Source organism: Actinomadura sp. RB99 (assembly GCF_014706005.1).
Lineage (GTDB): Bacteria > Actinomycetota > Actinomycetes > Streptosporangiales > Streptosporangiaceae > Spirillospora.
In genome coordinates this window covers 1-20,203 of record NZ_JABMCA010000116.1, presented here as the reverse complement: position 1 = coordinate 20,203, position 20,203 = coordinate 1, and the positions used below count along the sequence as shown (strand labels likewise).

Here is a 20,203-nt window from a genome sequence, read left to right as displayed (position 1 = left end):
GCCGTCCCGATGGGCGGCGGCACGGCCCCCGGTGGCGCCCCCGCGGCGGGCGGCGGCGCCCCCGGCGGCGCGACCCCGTCCGGAGGCGGTGGCACAGGAAGTGGCTCTGGTTCTGGCTCTGGCTCTGGCTCTGGTTCCGGCTCGGGCGCGTCGGGCAGCGGCTCGGGCTCTGGCTCGGGCGGCTCCGGCGGTTCGGGCGGCGGCGCCTCCGGTGCCCGTCCTGGTGGCGGCGCGTCCGGCGGCACCCCGGGTTCACCGACGGGCGGCGGCCCGTCCACGGGCTCCGGCTCGTCCGGTGGCGGCTCGGGCCGCGGCCGCGACGAAGCCCCGTCCGGCTCAACCCCGTCCCGCTCCCCCGGCGACGGCACGGCCGCGCCGGGCGACCCACACACGTCCCCTGGCGACGAGCACACCGCGCCGTCCGGCGGCGGCACGGACCCAGCGGCCCGTACCGAAACGCCGTCCCCGACCGGCGAGCACACCACGCCCTCGCCCACCGAGCACGCACCCGCACCGGACGGCGAGGCGCCGACCGGCGGCCACACCACCCCGCCCGCGACCGAGCACACCACTCCGCCCGCAGGCGGCGAGCACACCCCGGCCTCGGGCAGCGAGCGCACTCCCACCACGGGCAACGACGCACCGACCGGAGGCCGCACGACGCCGCCCGCAGGCGGCGAGCACACCCCCGGCACGACACCGACCGGCGGCACGACCACGCCCCCGGTGAGCGGCAACACGACGCCCCCGACCAGCGGAAACAGCACGGCGCCGACCGCAGGCGGCGGCACGCCTTCCGGCAGCCACGGCACGGCCTCGCCCGGCGGCGGCCCCTCCACCAGCGGCGGCGGTTCCGCGCCCGAAGGCGGCGGTTCCTCGCCTGGCGGCGGCGGTTCCGCGCCCGCTGAGGGCGGCGGGTCCACGGCGACCGGCGGCGGCTCCGACCCGTCGGACGGCGGTTCGCCGCCCGGCGGCGACCCGTCCGCGCCCGAAGGCGCCGACGCTCCGCCCAGCAGCACGGCCGGGTCGTCCGACGCGAAGGACGGCGGCCAGGCGACCGCCGACCTGCCCGACGCGATGGCGGCGCCCGACCATGGCGGGTCCGACGGGTCGAGCGGCCAGCCCGGCCTCATCGCGGGCGTCCCGATGCCGATGGGCGGCATGGGCGGTATGGGCGGCGGCGGTTCCGCCGTGCGCGGCGGTGGTACGCCCGGCGGTGGCGGGGAGACGCGGGTCCGCACGACCACGCCGTCCTCCGGCTCGGGACGTCCCGAGACGACGTCGCGCTCGCCGCAGGAGCCGGGGAGCCGCGTTCCGAAGCCGTCTCGCCCGGGTGACGGGGCCGCGCCGAGCGAGAACGGCCCGCAGCCGACCCGCGAGGCGCCGTCCGGCACGGGGACGGAGAACGCCCCGTCGCCGCACGAGCAGACGCCTCCCGCTCAGGAAGGCGCCACGCCTCCGGCCGAGCACGCACCCGCCGGGACGGAGAACGCCCAGCCCACTCCCGACGCGCCGTCCGGCGACGAGGGCGGACGCCCGGCGCCCGAGCGTCCCCTCACCGACGGCAACGCCCCCGCCGACCCCGGCGAACACCCCATCCAGAACCTCGACGACCAGGGCGTCGTCCGGCCCGGTGACCCGCAGGGCGACGCGGGACCGGGGCCGGAGCGCGCGCCGTCCGGCGACGAGGGCGGGGAGGCGGCGCCCGAGCGTCCGCTGACCGACGGCGACGGCCCCGGCGACCCCGCCGAGCGGCCCATCCAGGACGTCGACGACCAGGGCGTCGTGCGCGGTGACGCGCCCGAGACGACCGGCGAGCCCGCACCGGGCGAAGGCGGCCCCTCGCGGGAGGACGACGCGTCCTCGCCGCGCGACGGCGAGCCCGGTGACGCGCCGCGCCGCCAGGAACCGGAATCCGGCGCACCGGCCGAGCATCCTGAGCAGGCCGGGACGCCGGGCGAGCACGAGCGGCCGGAGGGGACGGCCCCGCGCGACGGCCAGGGCGACGACGGAACCGGCGACCATGGCGGCGACGACCACGGCACGGACGACGCGTCCGGCGACCACGACGGCGGCGACGCCTCCCACGACCTGGCGGACGCCGAGCACGAGGCGCGCGAGATCCTCTCCCAGCTCGGCGACGACGCGCCCGCGGTCGACTTCACGTCCCGCCCGATCGACCCGGCCGCCGCAGCCGAGATCAACCGGGCGCTCGGGAAGCTCGCCGCGGACTACCCCGGCACGATGCGGCAGCTCAACCGCATCGAGTCGACGGCGATGCCGCCCAACGAGAGCGACACCCTCGCCTACGCCCGGACCGGCGGCCCCGACCAGGGCATCTACATCAACGACGACGCGTTCGGCGACAACGCGGAGCGCAACGCGGAGGGCGCCGACGAGGAGGCGGACGGCTTCACCGTCCCCGGCGGCGGGTCGACCGAAGGCGTGTTCACGCACGAGTTCGGGCACCAGCTCGGGCAGCGGCTCCTCAACGACCCGGTGATGCGGGCCGAGCTCAACCAGGCGATCTCCGACGCGCTCGGCGTCCCCTACGACGCCACTCAGCCGCACGACCCCGCCATGAGGTCGCGCATCGAGAACGCGCTGTCGCAGTACGGCGCGACCAACCCGCACGAGCTGATGGCGGAGGCGTTCACCGAGCACCGCCTCGCCGAGAACCCGCGCGACCTCGCCCGCGCCGTCGGCGACGTGATGGACCGCCACTTCCGCGGCGAGGCGCCCGCGAGCACCCCGTCCGCGAACGACGGCGGCGCTCCGGGGAACCGCGTCTCCCACGACGGCACGCCGGGCACCGACCGGGGCACGCCCGAGGGCGCGCCGCGGACCGGCGACGGCACCACCGACCCGTCCCGCGCGCCGCACGACCAGGGCACGGGCGAAGAGACGCCCCGTCACAGCGACGGCCAGATGCGTCCGGACGACGGCCGCCCGCGCGAGACCGAACCCGGCCGCGCCGAAGAGCCTCCGCGCCACGACGCCGGCGAACTTCCCCTCGACGACAGCCGCCCGCGCGGCGAGACCGAGCCTCGTCCCGACGATGGCCGGCCGCGCTCTGACGAGACGGAACCGCGCGCGGACGACGGCCGCCCGCGCGAGACCGACCCCGGCCGCGGCGAAGAACCCCCGCGCCACGACGGCGGCGAGCTGCGCCCCGACGAGAGCCGTCCGCGCGGAGGCGAGGCGGAGCCCCGCCCGGACGACGGCCGCCCGCGCTCGAACGAGACCGAGCCGCGCCCGGACGAGCGCGCGCCCGGCGAGACGCACACGCGCCCCGGCGAGGGCGAGGAGACTCCGCTGCACCGGCGGACCCGCTCCAACGACGAGGACTCCGACGGCGGCGACTCCGGCCCGCCGCCCGACCGGCCCGACGCGACGCCGGGGGCCGAGCCGCCCGACAAGCTGCCGCATCAGCAGGCCGAGTGGAATCCGCCGCGGCACACCGACGAGGCGTCGATCGACCTCGCACCCGATCAGCGGCTCGCGGACGTCGAGGGCCTGCGGCCGAACGCGCGCTACACCGTGTACGAGATCGGGCCGGACAACACGCGGATCCCGCGCAGCGTCGCCTACACCAACGGCGACCGGCAGGTCACCCACGTCACGAACCACACGCCGGACGAGCCCGGTGCCCGCGCCGTCCCGCCGAACGAGAACGTCGACCTCACGCGCCCGGAGCCGGGCGTCACGCACAGGGTCGACCTCGGCTACGCGAACCCGCACATCTTCAAGGGCGAAGAGGTCTCCACCGGCCAGGGCGCCGCGCCGTCGGCCACCCGGTTCGATCCACCGGCCGACGCCGCCCACCACACGTGGCCCGAGCCCTATGACGTCGCGAAGGAAGGGCCCTTCGCCACCCGGAATGACCTGAAGCGGCCCGAGAACGCGCGGATCGAGGTCCGCGACCCGAAGGGCAGGCTCCACGGCGTCTTCTGGACCGACGACAAGGGCAACGTCACGCACGTCCGCACCTGGTACGGCGACAAGAGCCACGGGTTCAACCCCGAGCTCGGTGACAAGCCGGCGAAGGCCAGGGCCGCGGGCGTTCCCAAGCCGAACACCCATTACCTGATCGAGCCGCACGAGCGGTTCCACACCCGGGAGAACACGCGGCTCGACCCGCCCGACGGCGCCCGCACCGGCGACTTCGGCGACGGCAGCGTCAAGCCGGGCACGTTCGCCTACCACACGAACGACCGCGGCCAGGCGCGCGTGGCCAGCGGCAGCCCGGAATACGACGCGGGCAGGTCGCAGCGGAACGAGAGCGTCCAGACGGACGTCGGCCGCACCGGCGGCGGCCACCACCCGCCGGGGCGTCCCGACCCCAAGCGGGTCGGCGAGTACCACGGCGGCGAGTTCGACGGCGGCCACATCTTCCCGCACGAGGCCCGCGGCCCCGGCGAGAAGATCAACTACTTCCCGCAGGAGAGCAGGACCAACCGCGGCAACCAGGGCGCGGACTTCACGCCGAGCGAGAGCTGGCGCCACTCGTTCGAGGCCCATCTCTACTCCCAGCAGGCGGCCGGCCACACGATCGAGCGGATCGACTTCTTCCCCGAGCCGAACGATCCGCGGGTCACGCCGGAGGTCGTCCACGTCCGCTGGACGGAGACGGTCCCTCCGCGCACGCCCGGCGGGGAGCCCGAGCTGTACACGCACTACCGCAGCTACCACAACGTCGACCCCACCCTGCGGGGCAGTTCTCCCCCGCCGGGCTCCGTCCCGCCGGGCAGCGGCTCCGGAACGGCGACACCGGAATCCTCGGGCGATCCCCAGGCGGCGCCGGACCAGCCGCATCGCCGCGTGCGCGGGCCGGTCCCCGAGCCGGAAGAGCCTGCGGCCCCGGCCGGTTCGTCCGGCGACCCCGCACCGGCCGCCGAACCGGCGGCAGGGCCGGAGCCGGCGGTGACACCGGAAACCGGGGCGGCACCGGAGTCGACGCCCACACCGGAACCGGCGGCATCGACGGAACCGGCACCGGAACCGGAACCGACGCCGTCGTCCGAGCCGACGGCGTCACCCGAACCGACGCAGACGCCCGAACCGACGCAGACGCCGGAGGCCGAGGCGCCGGCCGGCGCTTCCGAAGGGCGGCCCGACGCGGGCGATGGCCGGCCGGCTCCCGAGGCCGCGCGTCCCGACGCCCGCTCGCACTACGGCTGGTACGAGTCGGAGGCGCCGACCACCGCGCCGCGCCCGGAGCCCGCTCCCGCCACCGGCGGAGCGCATACGGTCGGCAGCCCCCGGCCGGAGGGCACCCCGCCGCACGGCGAGGGAACGGCGCCCCGTACGGAGAGCGGCCCGGGTACGGAGACGACGCCGCGGCGGGACGTCACGCCCGGTGCGCCGGAGGAGACCACGTCCCGGCCGACGGAGCCCGTCCGCGGCGAGAACACGCGTCCAGCCTCCGAGCCCGCTACCGCAGCGGAGGGCGCGCGTCCGGAGACGTCGCCGCCTTCGAACGAGAACGGCACGCGCGCCGACAGCGGTCCCCGACCGGAGAGCGCGCCCCCGGCGGACGGCCCCGTCGAGAACGCACCCCCGGCCGACCGGCCTGCAGGCAACGCGCCGTCCAGCGACGGCACGGCGCCCGGCGATGGCGGGACGCGCCTGGCGGACGCGCCGCCCCGATCCGACGCCGCGCCGCATCCGGAGCCCGGTCCGCGCACGGACGCGCCGCCCAGGCCCCGGTCGGCCGAGCCGGAGGGCGAGCGCCCCCGCACGGCCGACCCGGACCTGATGCGCCGGGTCCACGAGAACGAGCAGCTCCGGCAGGTGCTGGACCAGGCGCGGGACACCGTGGTCAACGACCGCGGCGACCGGCTCGGCGACCTCCTGGACGACGACCTGCGCACCCGGCTGCCGAACCATCCGGAGCTGGCGCGGATCATCGAGGGGAGCGGCCCGCCGCCGCTGACGAGGGCCGAGCAGGCGATCCACGACTCGCTGCTGGCCCGTCCCCGGACGCTGCACAGCCTGCTGACGCACCCGGAGGCCGTCCACATCCTGGAGGACTCCATCCGGGAGGTGAACGAGCGCGGCCCCGAGGCGGTCCTGGACGGCGGTCCGGCGCGGCCCAGGGAGACCCCGCTCGAGGACTGGCAGACCCGGATCAGCGACCGGGTGGTCGGCGAGATCGGCACGTCGAAGGCGCCGGGCCAGCCCGGGTTCGACCGCGAGGCGCTCGCCGCCGAGCGGGAGCGGGCGGGCGAGGGGCGCCCGCTGGCGAAGGACAACCGGCTCGTCAACGACTACCTGGACGAGCTGTACCGCGCGGCCGAGGAGCAGCGGGGCACGCTGCACGACATCCTGACCGACCTCGCGGACGACCCCGGCGACGCCAAGATGCGTCCGGGCGCGAAGGACCGGGTGCGCGCCCTCGACAAGATCATCAACGAGAACGACGGCGACGCGTCGACCCTGAACGACCTGCTCGGCGGCAAGGTGCAGTTCGACGACGTCTCCGGGCTCTACCGCGCGCTCGACCGCGTGCAGGGCGTCGTCCGCGCGCACGGCGCCGAGATCGTGTCGATCAAGGACCGGCTGCGCAGCCCGCAGCCGAGCGGCTACCGGGACATCCGGATGACCGTGCGGATGCCGAACGGCCACATCGGTGAACTCCGCCTGCACCTGAAGTCGTTCGACGCGGTCGCCGACCACGAGCACTCGCTCTACGAGGTGTCGCGCGACCTGCCGAACGTCGCGGAGGAACGGGCCGCGCTCGGGCACCGCGAGGCGGACCTGACGCCGGAGGAACTGGCCGTCCGCGAGGCGGTCAACCGGCGCCTCAACGAGCGGTTCGGCGACGCGCTGGACCAGGCGCTGCCGCCTCACCTGCGCAGCACGCACGAAGGGGAGCCGCCGGCGCCCGGGCATCGTGCGACCGAATCGGGCACCGGCCCGGAGCTTCCGAGCCCGCATGAGGCCCCGCCGGGCGGCGAGAGCGGGCACGGGACGCCGGAGCCCGGCGGGGACGGGGACCGGCCCGCCGGCGACGGCGAGCGCCACCCCGAGGACGAGCACCGCACGGCCGAGCACGAGACCGACGAGCACGAGACCGGCGAACACCGCACGGACGAGGACCGGGCCGACGAGGACGGGCGCGGCGACCACGGAGACGCGCCGATCCCAGAGAACCTGCCGCCGCACCTGCACGAGGTGTTCCGCGCCAGCGACGAGACCCCGGCGGGCCGGTCGTTCCACGACCCGTCCGATCCGGCGATGCGCGACCTGGCGCGCCGGGTCCCGGCGGACCCGCAGCGGTTCGTCGTCGACGGGCACGCCGACGCGGACGGGCTGCGGCTCGGCGGCGGGCGCCGGCTCGGCGTGGACGACCTCGCCGACCTGATCGGCAACGACCCGGCGTGGGACCGCCGCGAGGTGCTGCTGCTGGGCTGCCACACCGCTGACGGCGACTTCGCCGCCCGGCTGGCCCAGCGGCTCGGCGTCCCCGTCATCGCGCCGCACGGCCTTGCCTGGTCGGACGGCGACGGCAACGTGTACGCGTCGTCCGGGCACGCCGGCGCGGACGGCCAGGTGCGGCCCGGCCTGCCGCCGGACGGCTCCTGGACCGTCCACCATCCGGACGGCACCACCACGCCCGGCGGCCAAGACGGGTACGCCCCCGGCCACCCGCGGGAGGGCGCCGACCACGCGGCGAACGGGGACGCGGAGGCGCGCGGTTTGCGGGAGCTGTTCCGGCGCCGCCGCGACGGCGAACCGTCCACCGGCAACGACACGAACGCCGTCCCGCCCCACGCCGGGTACGCCGACCCGAGGCCCCCGGCCCCGGGCCACGCCGACCCGCGCCGCCCGGCCCCGGGCTACGCCGACCCGCGCCGCCCGGCCCCCGGCTACGCCGACCCGCGCTACGCGGCGCCGTCGAACCCGCCGGGCGTCCGGCCGGCGGCCCACCCGGCCCACCCCGGCGCGGTCCCCGGTGCCCATTCGCATACAGATGATCACCCTGCGACGCGGCCCGGAGCCCATCCGGGCGTCCCCCCGGCCGCAGGATCGGCCGCTCCCGCGGGCACCCGTCCGCCGGCGCACCCGGGCGCGAACCCCGGCGGCCGTCCGGGTGCGGCGCCGGGCAGCCACCCCGGCGCGGGGCCGGGCTTCGTCCCCGGCGCCCATCCCGGCACGGCTCCCGTCGCCCGCCCGCCGGCGGGGGCAGCCCCGACCGGATACCGGGCCACGCCGCCGGGCACGCCCTCCACACCGCACCCGGGCACGCCCTCAACGCCGCACCCGGGCACGCCCTCAACGCCGCACCCGGGCACGCCCTCAGCACCGCACCCGGGCACGCCACCGGCGTCCCGCGCCAGTGCGAACCCTGCTGGGCATCCGTCCGTTCGCCCGGCCCCGGCCGGTCACCCGGCGGACCGTCCGGCGGGCCACCCCGGCGGCGTCCCGGCCGGCCATCCCACGCCGCACGCCCCGCACTCCGCCCCGCATGCCCCGGCCCCGCATGCCCCCGGCGCGCACGCCCCGGCCGGGCATCCTGCCGCGCACCACCCCGGAGCGGCCCATCACGCGCCCGTGGAGGGCCACGTCGGGACCGACGGCGTCCGCCGGTTCGGCGGCGACCACGAGGGCGAGCAGTACGGCGAGAACCGGCTGGCCCACGTGTACCGGCAGCTCCCGCCGCACCTGCAGCACGCGATCTACCAGTACACGGTGCAGTCGATGCCGAACCCCCACCTGCGCCCCGGCGCGGACGTGGCGGGTTTCCTCGACCAGGTACGGCGCGAGGGGAACTACGCGCAGCACCTCATGTACCTGAACAACGGCGGCATGCCGGCGTTCGGGCACGAGCTGCGCGCCATGTTGCACCGGCCGGATCTGACCGACTACCAGCGGCAGATCGTCCAGTACGTCATGGCGCACCCCAACCCCGAGCGGAAGCTCGCGGAACTCCGGTACCAGCACGCGGAGCTCGGCCGCCTGACGCACTACCTGGGCGGCGACCCGACGCCGGAGGCGTTCTGGCGCCGCATCGGCGAGCTGGACCAGGCGCTGCGCCAGCCGCTTCCCGAGCCGGTCGAGACGAACCGCGGCCTGCACGACGTGTCGTTCATGATCGCGCAGGACGGCCTGCCGCTGGGGAACCGGGATCCGCGGCTGCTGATCGGTGCGCGGCAGCAGGAGCCGGCGTACATGTCGACCTCGCTCGGACGCAACCCCGCGGTCGTCGACAACGATCCGTTCGAGTACCGGATCCGAATGCGCCTTCCGGCGGGCTCGCACGGGCTGTGGATGGGCCGGAGCAGCGACTATCCGGACCAGCGGGAGCTGATCCTGCCGCGCAACGTCCGGTACCGGATCACCGGCGTCACCTTCACCGGCATGGTCCGCAAGCAGCTGCCGAACGGTCAATGGGTGGAGAGGCCGACCTACGATATATGGGCGGACGCGGAGCCACCGGACTGATTCCGCGCAGGTGAGCGACCGACGGAGACCTCGGAAGGAACAGATGTCATGAGCATGCCGCCGCATTCGGGCTCGCCCGGCGGGTACCCCGGCCTGCCATGGCCGCCGGACCCGTCGGCGCCGCCTCCGTCCCCGGACGGTCCGTACGAGTGGCCCGACCTGCCGCCGGCGCCGCCGCTTCAGGGCGATCCGGCCCCGCCTCACGAGGGTTACGAGCACTCCACCCGCCAGCCGGTGTTCTACCTGCCGGTGGTGTCGGGCGCGGATCTGCTGGGCCACCTGTACGCGGCCGCGGACAACCCGAAGGTGTGCGGCTTCATCAGGAACCTCCAGTTCTTCGATCGCAGCCTGGACGCCTCGTCGGTGTGGAACCAGCGGCTGGACCAGTCCTATGCCGAGGGCCTGTCGGCGCAGGACGCGGTGCGGCGCCTGCGCGGCGCCCCCGACGACCCGGTGGCCGGTGCGGTCCCCGCAGACGCCCAGGAGCAGTGGGCACCGAGCCTGTACGAGCTGGAGGCGTGGCTCAACCCCGACGCCCCGCGCTCGCCGGGCCCGCTCGTCCAGGACGGCCTGTACCCGGACGGGACGCCGGCGGACCGGTCGAAGGGCTGGGGCCCGCTGGTCAGCGTCGCACCGGAGTCCTACCCGCAGGAGGCGGCCGGGCCGGTGGCGTACCTGCCGGTGGTGCTGGGCGGGAACCTCCTCGGATACGTCTGGGCGGCGGCCTCCGGGGACGCGGCCGGCTACCTGCGGCGCGTCCCGGCGGGACAGGCCGGGCAGATCGCGGCCGGCCTGTGGGAGCTGAGGCTGGCGAAGGCCTTCCGGGCCGGCACCGACGCGCTGCAGGCGATCCGCACGTTCCGCGGGCTGGCCGAGGACTTCCTGTCCGGGACGGTCCCCGCCGACGCCGCCGAGCAGCAGGCGCCGTCCCTGGACGATCTCAAGCGCCTGGCCGAGCGGTGACCTGCGGCCAAGGGCCGCCGGGAAGCCGCCTCTATGCTCTGTCCGTACCGCCACCCTTGTCTTAACGGAGAGTTTCTGCCATGCCGTCGGTGAGGAAGACCTATCCGCGCTACTTCACCTACAACGAACGGCCGGTGGTCTTCGTGGAGCCGCCGGGCGGCGGTCTGTACTGCGTCGCGGCCGACCCGCGGACCGGCGGCTTCGTGCGGGCGATGCGCTACATCGCCGAGATCGACTTCAATCACGACGCCGACGTCGAACAGCTCGCCTACGAGGAGTTCATCCCGGCGGTGGAGATGTTCCGGGCCCGCAACCGGCTCGGTGAGGGCGCGGTCAAAGCGCTCTACGAGACCATGGCCGGGCTGGAGGAGACCGCCGAGCAGGAGCGGCGCCCCCCATCGGCCGAGGAGAAGGCGCTGATCCGCTCGCTCAGCAAGCGGACCCACCCCCTGTTCGAGGAGCAGCTGCGCGAGCAGGGCCGGGACGGGACGCCGCCCCCGGTGCCCGCCGCGCTGCGCATCGCCCAGGTCTTCGACTCCGTCGACCCCGATGGCACGCCGCGCTACGACCGCCCGCCTGTCCCCGAACACGAACGCGAGCCGCTCCTGCGCTACCTCCAGGAGGCGCCGATCGTGCTGGCGGCGCGCGGCTACGACACCGACCGCCTCGACCCCGCGCACCCCGCCGAGGTCCCGCTGACCTACCACACCAACGGCGTGTGGATCTGGCCCGGCGCCGTCCACTACTACCTGCGCGTCCACGGCGTCCCGCCCGAGCCCCGCCTGGTCGGATACGCCTCCGCCGCCGGCTTCCGCATCGGCGAGATCGATGAGGAGACCCGCGCCGAAGCCGTCGCCGCCATCGGCCGGCCGACCGACCCCGCCGCCGGACGATGACCGCACCAGCCCTGCCGCACACTCCCCAAGACGAGCACGACCTGGTGGCACGGCTGGCGCCCGAGAGCCCGATCCTGTTCTACCGCGCACGCCGCCTCCTCCGGGAATGGACCCGGGACGCCGCCGACCGCTTCCTCGTCGGACGGGTCGAGGACGGCTGCTGGACGATCCTGCACGGCGACGACGGCTGGCTGGCCGTCCGCACCGAGAACGGCGCCTCCCGCGAGATCACCGCGCACGGCACCGCCCGCGCCGCCGTCGCCCACGCCCTCGGCGGCCTGCTCACCGAGGCCGGCACCGGCCTCAACATGAAGATCTTCCAGCTGGCCGGGATCATCGAGCCGGGCCCGGACGACCGGACGGACCTCGGCCCGTGGTTCCTCACCGAGACCGGCGAGCGGCTGCGAGCGGAGTCGGAGAGCGCGCCGAGGCCGGATCCGGAGGTGCCCTGCGTCGCTCTGGACCGCCTGCTCGGGCGTGACCGCGGCTACTTCGCGCTCCGGCGGGAGAGCGCGCCGGAGCGCGGCGCGTTCGTCACCGTCCACCGCGCGTTCGCGCTGGCCGCCCACCGCGAATTGCCGGACAGCCCCGGCGAGGCCGCCGAGACGCTGCCGGAAGGCCGCGTCCTCGACGCCTATGGCGGCACCGACCAGGTCTTCCTGTACGAGCTCGGCACACCGTTCCACGAACGCGGGACGTGGGGCTCGGCCGACGCGCACCCCCACCGCTTCTACCGGCTCGAACGGCCGCTGCGCGTGTACCCCGCCTTTCCCCTCGAATACACCATCGTCCCCCGCGGAAAGAGGACCGATCGCGGCCGGGGTTACCACCTCGTCGATTCCATAGCCGATCTCCTGCGGGACGGCGCCCTGTCCGAGGTCCCCGATCCGCGCGAGGAGACCGCGTCATGACCCCGGAGGAAGAAGAGGCGCACCTGCAAAGGATGATCGACGAGCTCGTCCGGCTGCTTCCCGATGACTGGCACGACGCCCGGCTCTCCTACCGCGCCGTCGGCGACCACGAAGTGGTCCGCCTCGCCGGCCATCAGGACGAGGACCGCTCCGGTCGCGGCATCCTCGAGGCGGGACGGCGTCTCGCGCACACCGGCATCCCCGAGCTGCTGCGCCGCCATCGGGAGATGACCTACCACCCCGATGACGGGGCCTGGATGTCCCTCACCTATTCCCTGCGGGGCGGTGCGCGGGCACCGGAATGGGACGTCGAAGCCGACCCGCCCGAGGAGTTCCCCTGGGCGGACGAGGTCGCCCCGTCGGACGCGGCGACCGAACTCGAACGGTTCCCCCGCCCCGCCGACCGGACTCCGGAATGGCTCGGCCGCCTGGCCGCCCTGCACGCCGCCGGCCAGGCTTTCGACCCGCGAACGCTCCAGCGGAACCCGCAGGACGAAACGGACCTGACCCGGCAGCTGCCCTCCGGCCTCGAAGCGCTCTTCACCGCGGCGCGCCGCCGGCTCGCCGACTACGTGCCCGGCGTCGACCGGTTCCGCGTCGGAACGGTCGACGACGGCTGCTGGACGATCGCCCGCACCTCCGGCGCCTGGCTCGCGATCGGCCCCGACTCGGCCGTCCGCCCCTTCGCCGACCCCCGCGCCGCCGCCGTCCACGCCATGGCCGGCGTGATGGCCGACGCCGGCATGGAGATCAACAGCCAGGTCCTGCACGTCACCGGCGTCCTCAAGAGGGAACGCGCGCTTCGCAAGAGGCAGGACGCGTGGACCCTCGCACCGGGAGACGATTCGCCGGCCGCCAGCGCCTTCGACGCCGTCCGCCCCGCCGGACCGGGCCCGTACATCGCCCTGGACCCCATGGCCAACCGCCCAGGCGGATACTTCGTCTGCTTTCCCGGCCCCCGCCCCGGCCACGGCGCGTTCGTCTCCGTCCACGAGATCTACCGCGCCCTCGCCGGGACCGGCCTCCCCGTCCCGGCCCCGGAACCGGAACCCGAGCCCGAACCGCGACCGGAACCGCCCAGCGAGATCCTCCCGGCCGGTAAGGAGGTCGACACCTACCATCCCCCGGCCGACCGGTACGTCTTCGACATCGGCACCCCCTGGGAGCGCCGCGGGCACATCAACCTGACCGGCCTCACCTACCGGGTCTACCGCGTCCAGAAGCCCCTGCGCGGCTACACCGTCCTGTTCCACGTCGGCCCCATCGGCTCCGGCACGCCCCCGCCCGAGACCGGCATGGGCTATAACCTGGTCCACTCCATCGCCGACCTCGTCGCCTCCGGCCACCTCGTCGAGATCACCGGCCCCGGCGGCGACCCCGGCCCCACCGTCCGACCGCCCGAGGAGCAGACATGACCAGCCCGTCCGGCGCGGCTCCCGGCCGCGGACCGCTGCCCTACGACCAGAACCGCTACCAGGAGCTGACCCGCGGCATCGCGACCCTGCTCGCCCAGGCGGCCCCGCCCGACTGGCGCCGCATCGACCTGCGCGTCATGATGACCGTCGCCGTCTCCGACGCCTCCCTGGCGGTCGTGATGCAGGACGGCACCAGCCGCCCGGTCGAGATGCCCCGCGACATCCTCGGCATGGCCGCCGAACTCCGCTCCATCATGTACCGGCAGGACCGCGGCACCTGGATGAGCATGCGCGTCATGCTCGACCCGCCCGGCTCCTACTACACCGCCTACAACAACGACTACGACCCGCGCTGGGAGCCGGACATCCCCGCCGAGGCCTACGAGCAGGACCTCGCCGCCTTCCCCCGCGCGGAAGAGAACATCCCCGACTGGCTGCGCGCCCGCACCGGCCGCCCGCCGCTGCCGCCCGCGCCCGCCGAACCGCTCGGCCCCGTCGAGCAGAAGGACCTCCTCGAAGAGATCACCACCGTGCTCGTCGACTCGCTCCCCGCGAGCTGGCGGCAGGCCGACGTGTACCACAACGCCCTCGGATCCCACACCGAGACCGTCGCGCAGCTCCTCACCTGCGACACCCACATGCCCAGCCCGTGGACGCCGCCGCCAGCCGCCGGCGCGCTGTTCGAACGGCTGCACCGCGGCATGTACTCCGACGGCCTCGGGACCTGGTTCAGCGCCCGGTTCCAGCTCGCCTTCCCGTTCTCCTACCAGGTCGAGTACGACCACGACACCGAACCGCGCTGGAAGACCCCGCCGCCGCCGTCCGCCTACGCCGAGGACCTGGAGATGTTCCCCCGCGACCCCGGCGACACCCCGTCCTGGCTCCACCCCCGCACTTGACGCCGGGACGGGTCAGCGCTTGAGGGCGTCGAAGATCCGCGGCAGGAGCATGACGTTCTGGTTCTGCTGCGGCACCCGCAGGATCGGCTTGCCCGCGCCCCGCGCGTGGACGAAGTACCAGCCCTCGTCGAAGCTGACGCCCTCGATGCCGTCCCAGCCGCGCGACACGTTCCCGCCGACGAACCCGTCCCGGTTGATCCGGACCTTGCCGACGTCCACGGTCTGACCCGCCTCGATCGCGGCGAGGAACTGCCGGAGCAACCGCGGCTCCACGTACGTCCTGGACAGATCGACGAGGAACTGCCAGTCGGACGGCGGCGTGTTCGCGCGCAGCCCCGTCTCCTCGAACGCGATCGCGGGCGCCTGGTTGACGGGGAAGAACCCGATCTCGAAGTGGTAGTCGGTCGAGGTGTGGACGCTGCCGATGTTCAGCGGCCCCCGCATCCTCGTCTGCACGGCCGTGTACCCGACGAACTCGGCCTTCGCCAGCTCGATCGTCGTCCCGTCCCACGTGATCGCGTGCGCGTCGGCATGCAGCTCGACCCCGTACCGCGTCTTGTGCAGCACCGGCCCGCCGCCCTGCTGGGGCACGGGCTGCTGGGGCTGGGGTTGGGGTTGGGCCTGGTGGACGGGCGTCGCGTTGACGTGGTCGGTCCATTTCGTCCCGTCCCACCAGCGGTGCCCTCCGCCGCCGTACGGGTCCGCATACCACCCGGCCTGAGTCACGATGCACACCTTCCAGCGCCGCCGACCAACCGCTCCGAAGATATCCGCTCCCGCCACCGCGGTCCGCCGCGTGATAGGACCGCCCATGACGAACGGATTCCGGGCGGACACCCGCCCCGCGCCGCCCAGGGAGAACGCGTGCTCCGCCTGAACATCGGACCGCCGCGATCGATGTGGATCGCCTGGCTGGGCTGCCTGGCCCCGATGACGGCCCTGCTCAACCTGGCGCTCGGCGCGCTCTGCGGCGCGTTCATCACCGACGGCGAATTGAGGATCATCGGCGTGCTCATGCTCCTGCCGCTGCTGCTCCTCGACGGGCTCGTCGCCCTGATGTCCGTCCAGTACTACCGGGGCGCGTTCTGGCTGGACGGCCGGGTCCTCGTCCGCCGCGTCCTCCCCGGCCACAGGCGCTACGACCTGTCCACCGCCCGGATCACCGTGGAGAGCGCCGAGCCCGCGTGGACGTCCTGGCGCGGCGGCGTCCTCCCCCGCCTGGTGGTCCAGGAACCCGGCGGCCCGTCCGTCCGCATGTGGCTGCGCGACCCGGCCCGCCGAGGCGCCCTCCTCCCACCCGACCAACTGACCGCCCTGGCCCAAGCCATAGACCCCCGTCTACAACACCCGATAGCCACCCACCTCCACCACCTGGCCGCCAACCCCTTCTAGCCGCCGGCCCGGCTCGGGAAGCTGGCTCGGGAAGAGGGTCCGCTCTCCCATGACCACGCTCGCCGCCGTCACACTGATCATGGTCGGGATCAGGTGGTCGAGGGTTCCGGTCACCTCGGCGGCCGTGATCACGGCGGTCAGCGGCACGTGGGCCGCGGATCCGAGGCAGGCCGCCATACCGGCGACGACGAAGGCCTCCGGGCCCTCGACGGGGGCCCCTGACATCTCCGCGAGCCGCCAGCACGCGGCCCCCGCCGCCGCGCCGATCACGATCGCCGGCCCGAAGGTGCCGGCGGTGCCGCCGGACCCGACGGTCAGCGCGGTTCCCACGATCTTCGCGGCCGGCAGCGCCAGCAGGATCCACAAGGGGGCGCCGAGCAGCCACCCGGCGTCCAGGGTCGACTGCGCGACGCCGTAGCCGGTGCCGAGGATCTCTGGCAGCAGCAGCCCGAGCGCGCCCACCGCGAGGCCGCCGACGGCGGGCTTGACCGGCCAAGGGATCCTCGACTGCGCGTCGAAGAGCGCCTTCGCGTTGCGGAGGGACCAGCAGTAGCAGCGAGCGACCAGACCGACGAGCATGCCGAGCCCGAGGAGGAACGGCACCTGGGCGAGGGTGGTCGGGTCCGCCGCCTGGTGCCCGAACATCGGACCGAACCCGCGGACGGCCGCGAACTCGCCGTACGCCACGGCCGTCGCGATCAGCCCGGGGACCAGCATTTCAGGGGCCACGCCCCGGCGGTAGAGCAGTTCCATGCCGAGGACCACGCCCCCGAAGGGAGCCTTGAAGATCGCGCCGACCCCGGCGGCCAGACTCGCCGTGGCCGCGACGCGCGCGTCGGCGGCGCCGAGACCGAAGGTGCGTGCCGACACCGACCCGAACGCCGCGGAGATCTGGGCGGCCGGGCCCTCGGTCCCGCCGGAGCCGCCGGAGCCCAGGGTGAGCGCCGAGGCGACCAGTTTCACGACCGGGACCCGGCCCCGCATGCGGAGCGGCTCGTGGTGAATGGCCTTGATCGCCGCGTCCGTACCGGCCCCGCCCGCCTCCGGCGCCAGCCGCCGGACCACCACGGCACCGAACACGGCACCACCGGCGACCAGCGCCGGCACGGCCCACGGCCTGGCGATCCCGCTCGCGGGCGCCGCGTGCCCGTCCCCGGCGACGGTCGCCGGGGAGAATCCGGCGAGACGGCCGAGCACGCCGTCAGTGACCAGCGCGAGCGACTCATGGAGCGCGAGCGCGCCCAGCCCGGCCACCGCCCCGATCACGGCGCCGACCAGCAGCCATTTGGGGAGGTACGGCCAACTGTGAACGGGCTCGCGCCACCATGGCCGCGCGACACGAGCACGCTCGCCGCTCCCGGGCGGGCGCTCCGGGCCGTCCACCCCGACCGCGTCGAGCGGCATGGACGGCGAAGGCCGGACGGCGGGCACGGCATACGCTGCTTCCTCCGAGCACACGTGCAAGACCGTCCGTCCCCCACCCCCCAAGGCAACGCCGCTGCCTGCTGGGCTTCGCTTCAGGGCGTACGAGGCCGGCTTCGGTCGGGTGTTAATCTCGCGGCGACACGGATGACGGACTCGTTGCCGTTTGGGGGCTTGGACGTTGGCGGAAAACTCGCGGCCGGAGTTCGTGGCTCCCGATCAGGGGTTGGACGGGTCATCGCGCGAGGCCGGTAACGACGATGGAGCGGCGCCGGAGGGCGTCGCGCCGCAGCCGGTTGCGGAGGGCTCAGAGCGCGACTCAGGGGCAAAGAAGCCCGCGCGGGGGTCTGTTCTCGGGTGGGTCAAGGCGAGGCCGCGAGTCGCGATCGCAGGGGCGGCCGCGGCGGTCATCGTGATCGGCGGCGCCGTGGTCTGGGGGGCGTCCGGGTCGGACGAGAAGCCCGCGCCTCGGATTCACTTCGCGGCGCTTCCCGAGGCGTGCCGGTCGCCGTCCGCCGCCGTCCTGTCCAAGTACATGCCGGCCGCGGGGAAGCCGACGCCCGACACCGGCGGAGTGTCCGGCGACCAGCAGTACGCGGCCTGCGACTGGCGCGAACCGCTCAGCGCCGAGAAGGGCAGGACGCTCACCTCTCGGCATCTGCGGGTCGCGATGCGTCTGTTCGTCGGAGCGTCCGGCCTCGCCGACGCCGAGTCCGACTACCGGTCGGCCTGGCGGACGTCGAAGCAGGGAACCGTCACCGACAGCGTCGGATCGATCCACAACGAGGCCCCGATCCTGACGCGCGGCCTCGGGGACGAAGCGTTCCTGCATCACACGGTCACGACGACCGCGCTCGGACGCAGCGGCACATCGCGCATGGTCGTCCGGACGCAGAACGCCGTCATCACCGTCGACTTCGACGGCGCCGCCTACCCGCTCGACCGCGACGGGGTCGCGGTTCAGCGAAGGGGCGTCCCGCTGGACGAATCGGTGACGCGCGACGCCGCCCAGGCCATCGCACGCGATGTCACCACGGCCCTGTCGTCCTGCAAGACCTGCGTGCGCCGCTGACCCGGGCCGGCGACCGGCCCGGGCCGGCGATGATCACTCGGGGGGCGGCGCGAGGTTCGGATTGGGCCGCCCCTGCGGCGCGGGAGGCGCCATGCCGGGGCCGCTCTGAGGCGGCGCCAGGTTCGGGTTCGGCCGCCCCTGCGGCGGCGCCTGGAACTGCTGCCCGCCCTGCGGCGGCAGCGGCTGACCGCCGGTGTGCCCCCCGAAGGACGGAGGCGTGCCCGGCTGGTTCATCGGCTGCGGCCCGTTCGGGAAGGGCCCGGACCCGTACGGTCCGCCCGGCCCGCCGCCCGCGCCGCTCGGCTTCCGGCGCCGCATCACGACGAACAGCCCGACACCGATCAGCACGACGACGACCACGATCCCGCCGATGACCAGCGGCGCGTTCGAGCCGCCGGAATCACCGCCGTCGCTCTTCGTCGCCGGCGCCGCCTGCCCCTTACCGCCACCGGGCTGATCGGCGGCCTTGTCGAGTCGCGCGTACACGGGATTGGGCGCGTTCTGCGAAACGCTGTTCTTCAGCGCCCGGGGAATGCTGATGACGCCGTAGCCGAGCTGGTCGTCCTTGCCCGGCGCTCCGAAGTCCTTCGCCGTGTTGGTGAGGACCTGGACGGTCCGGCGCGCCGTCATCTGCGGGTACTTGCTGCGGAGCAGCGCGACGGCTCCGGACGTCAGCGCGGTCGCCTGGCTCGTCCCCTCGCCGTTGTTATAGACGTGCCCTGTCTTGCCCATACCACCGACGCCGGCGCCCGGTGCGGCGACCGTGACGTAGTCCTGCCGCTGCGTGTGCTCCCAGGGCTTGCCCTGGTGGTCGACGGCACCGACCGCGAGCACGCCCGGGCAGGAGCCCGGGATCTCCGCGTCGTTGTTGTAGTCGCCCGAGTTGCCCGCGGCCGCCACGACCACGACGTTCTTCTTCTCGGCGTACTTGAGGGCCTGGACCATCTTCGGCGGGCAGTAGTTCGGATAGACCGCGGCCGACGACCCCTGCGAGAAGTTGATCACCTTGGCGCCCTGGTCCGCCGCGTAGCGGATCACGGCGGACGTGGCATCCGGCGAGAGGCCCGGTTCGTGGATCGGGAGGATCTTCGCTTCGGGGGCGATGCCGTAGAACCCGGTGTGCGTGCCACGGGACGCGATGAGGCTGGCCATGGCGGTGCCGTGGCCCTCGTTGGGGTCCTGATCCCGCGTCGCGTCATCGCCGGTGGGTTGCCCGGACGCGTTGAAGGCCTTGCCCGGCACAACGGCGTCCTTCAGGTCGGGCAGGGACGCGTTGACCCCGGTGTCGACCACTGCGACGGTCACGCCGGCGCCCTTGCTCTGAGGCCACACGTCCGTCCTGATCCCCCAGGAGTCGAACCACCACTCCCTCTGCTCGACAGGTCCCGCGTGGGCCGCGGTCACCGGACCGAGGGCCAGGCCCATCGCGGCCGCCGTGGCCGCCGCCGTTTGGATCAGCCGTCGCATTACGTCGTTCCCCATCTGGATGCGGAAAGGGCGGACGGAGGTCTGGCCCCGTCCGCCCTGTTCACGTCGTCGGTCCTGCGGCGATCAACCGATCACCGGAGGTGCGGTGTCATCGTCGGCTCCCCAGACGTCGTCGTCCTCGGACAGCCAGGTGGTGCGCTCGCGTTCCTCTTCCTTGCCGTTGCCGTGGCCGCCGTGGCCCATGGGCATACCGCCGCCCATGCGTCCGGCGCCGGCGCGTCCGGCCGCACCGGCCGAGCCGAGGCCACCGCCGGCGGCACCGAGGCCGCCCGGGGTCGCGCCGAAGCCGCCGAGGCCG

General features: G+C 74.7%; 11 protein-coding genes and 1 pseudogene. 8 read left to right on the top strand and 4 right to left on the bottom strand.

All coding sequences use genetic code 11. From position 1 onward, the window contains the following. Positions 1-726: 726 nt before the first annotated feature. The 6 genes from amrb99_RS47030 (at position 727) to amrb99_RS47005 (ending at position 14,531) form a co-directional block, all read left to right on the top strand. Positions 727-9,447 carry an ADP-ribosyltransferase gene (locus amrb99_RS47030; RefSeq protein WP_190868601.1) on the top strand — a complete coding sequence of 2,907 codons (8,721 nt, stop codon included), beginning with the start codon at positions 727-729 and terminating at the stop codon, positions 9,445-9,447. 48 nt (positions 9,448-9,495) lie between these two features. Beyond that, positions 9,496-10,410 carry a hypothetical protein gene (locus tag amrb99_RS47025; protein WP_190868600.1) on the top strand — a complete coding sequence of 305 codons (915 nt, stop codon included), beginning with the start codon at positions 9,496-9,498 and terminating at the stop codon, positions 10,408-10,410. A gap of 80 nt (positions 10,411-10,490) precedes the next feature. Next, a complete protein-coding gene (locus amrb99_RS47020; RefSeq protein WP_190868599.1) occupies positions 10,491-11,306 on the top strand; it encodes a hypothetical protein in 816 nt (271 codons plus the stop codon). Next, positions 11,303-12,217: a glycohydrolase toxin TNT-related protein gene (locus amrb99_RS47015; protein ID WP_190868598.1), complete on the top strand. Its 915-nt coding sequence runs from the start codon at positions 11,303-11,305 to the stop codon at positions 12,215-12,217. Before amrb99_RS47020 ends, amrb99_RS47015 begins: the two co-directional genes overlap by 4 nt. Then, positions 12,214-13,632 carry a glycohydrolase toxin TNT-related protein gene (locus amrb99_RS47010; RefSeq protein WP_190868597.1) on the top strand — a complete coding sequence of 473 codons (1,419 nt, stop codon included), beginning with the start codon at positions 12,214-12,216 and terminating at the stop codon, positions 13,630-13,632. Before amrb99_RS47015 ends, amrb99_RS47010 begins: the two co-directional genes overlap by 4 nt. Next, complete coding sequence (locus amrb99_RS47005; protein WP_190868596.1) at positions 13,629-14,531, top strand: hypothetical protein; 903 nt, start codon at positions 13,629-13,631, stop codon at positions 14,529-14,531. The genes amrb99_RS47010 and amrb99_RS47005 overlap by 4 nt, the downstream gene beginning before the upstream one ends. Before the next feature lie 12 nt (positions 14,532-14,543). Here the strand turns inward: amrb99_RS47005 and amrb99_RS47000 are convergent, their stop codons facing one another. Continuing rightward, positions 14,544-15,257: a DUF2510 domain-containing protein gene (locus amrb99_RS47000; protein WP_206700382.1), complete on the bottom strand. Its 714-nt coding sequence runs from the start codon at positions 15,255-15,257 to the stop codon at positions 14,544-14,546. A 138-nt stretch (positions 15,258-15,395) separates the two neighbouring features. Between amrb99_RS47000 and amrb99_RS46995 the strand changes: the two genes are divergently transcribed. Next, positions 15,396-15,923: a hypothetical protein gene (locus amrb99_RS46995; RefSeq protein WP_190868594.1), complete on the top strand. Its 528-nt coding sequence runs from the start codon at positions 15,396-15,398 to the stop codon at positions 15,921-15,923. On the opposite strand, the gene amrb99_RS46990 is transcribed toward amrb99_RS46995, so the two are convergent. Then, the gene (locus tag amrb99_RS46990) at positions 15,870-17,354 is read right to left on the bottom strand and encodes a chloride channel protein (protein ID WP_190868593.1); all 1,485 of its coding nucleotides are present in this window, start codon (positions 17,352-17,354) and stop codon (positions 15,870-15,872) included. The genes amrb99_RS46995 and amrb99_RS46990 overlap by 54 nt on opposite strands. A 403-nt stretch (positions 17,355-17,757) precedes the next feature. Here amrb99_RS46990 and amrb99_RS46985 point away from each other — a divergent pair, with 403 nt between their 5' ends. Then, positions 17,758-18,417: a hypothetical protein gene (locus amrb99_RS46985; protein WP_190868592.1), complete on the top strand. Its 660-nt coding sequence runs from the start codon at positions 17,758-17,760 to the stop codon at positions 18,415-18,417. Between the two features lie 33 nt (positions 18,418-18,450). Here the strand turns inward: amrb99_RS46985 and amrb99_RS46980 are convergent, their stop codons facing one another. Both amrb99_RS46980 and amrb99_RS46975 read right to left on the bottom strand, forming a co-directional pair. Continuing rightward, positions 18,451-19,884 carry a S8 family serine peptidase gene (locus amrb99_RS46980; RefSeq protein WP_241756611.1) on the bottom strand — a complete coding sequence of 478 codons (1,434 nt, stop codon included), beginning with the start codon at positions 19,882-19,884 and terminating at the stop codon, positions 18,451-18,453. Between the two features lie 84 nt (positions 19,885-19,968). Next, positions 19,969-20,203, bottom strand: a pseudogene (locus amrb99_RS46975) (hypothetical protein); the annotation flags it as partial.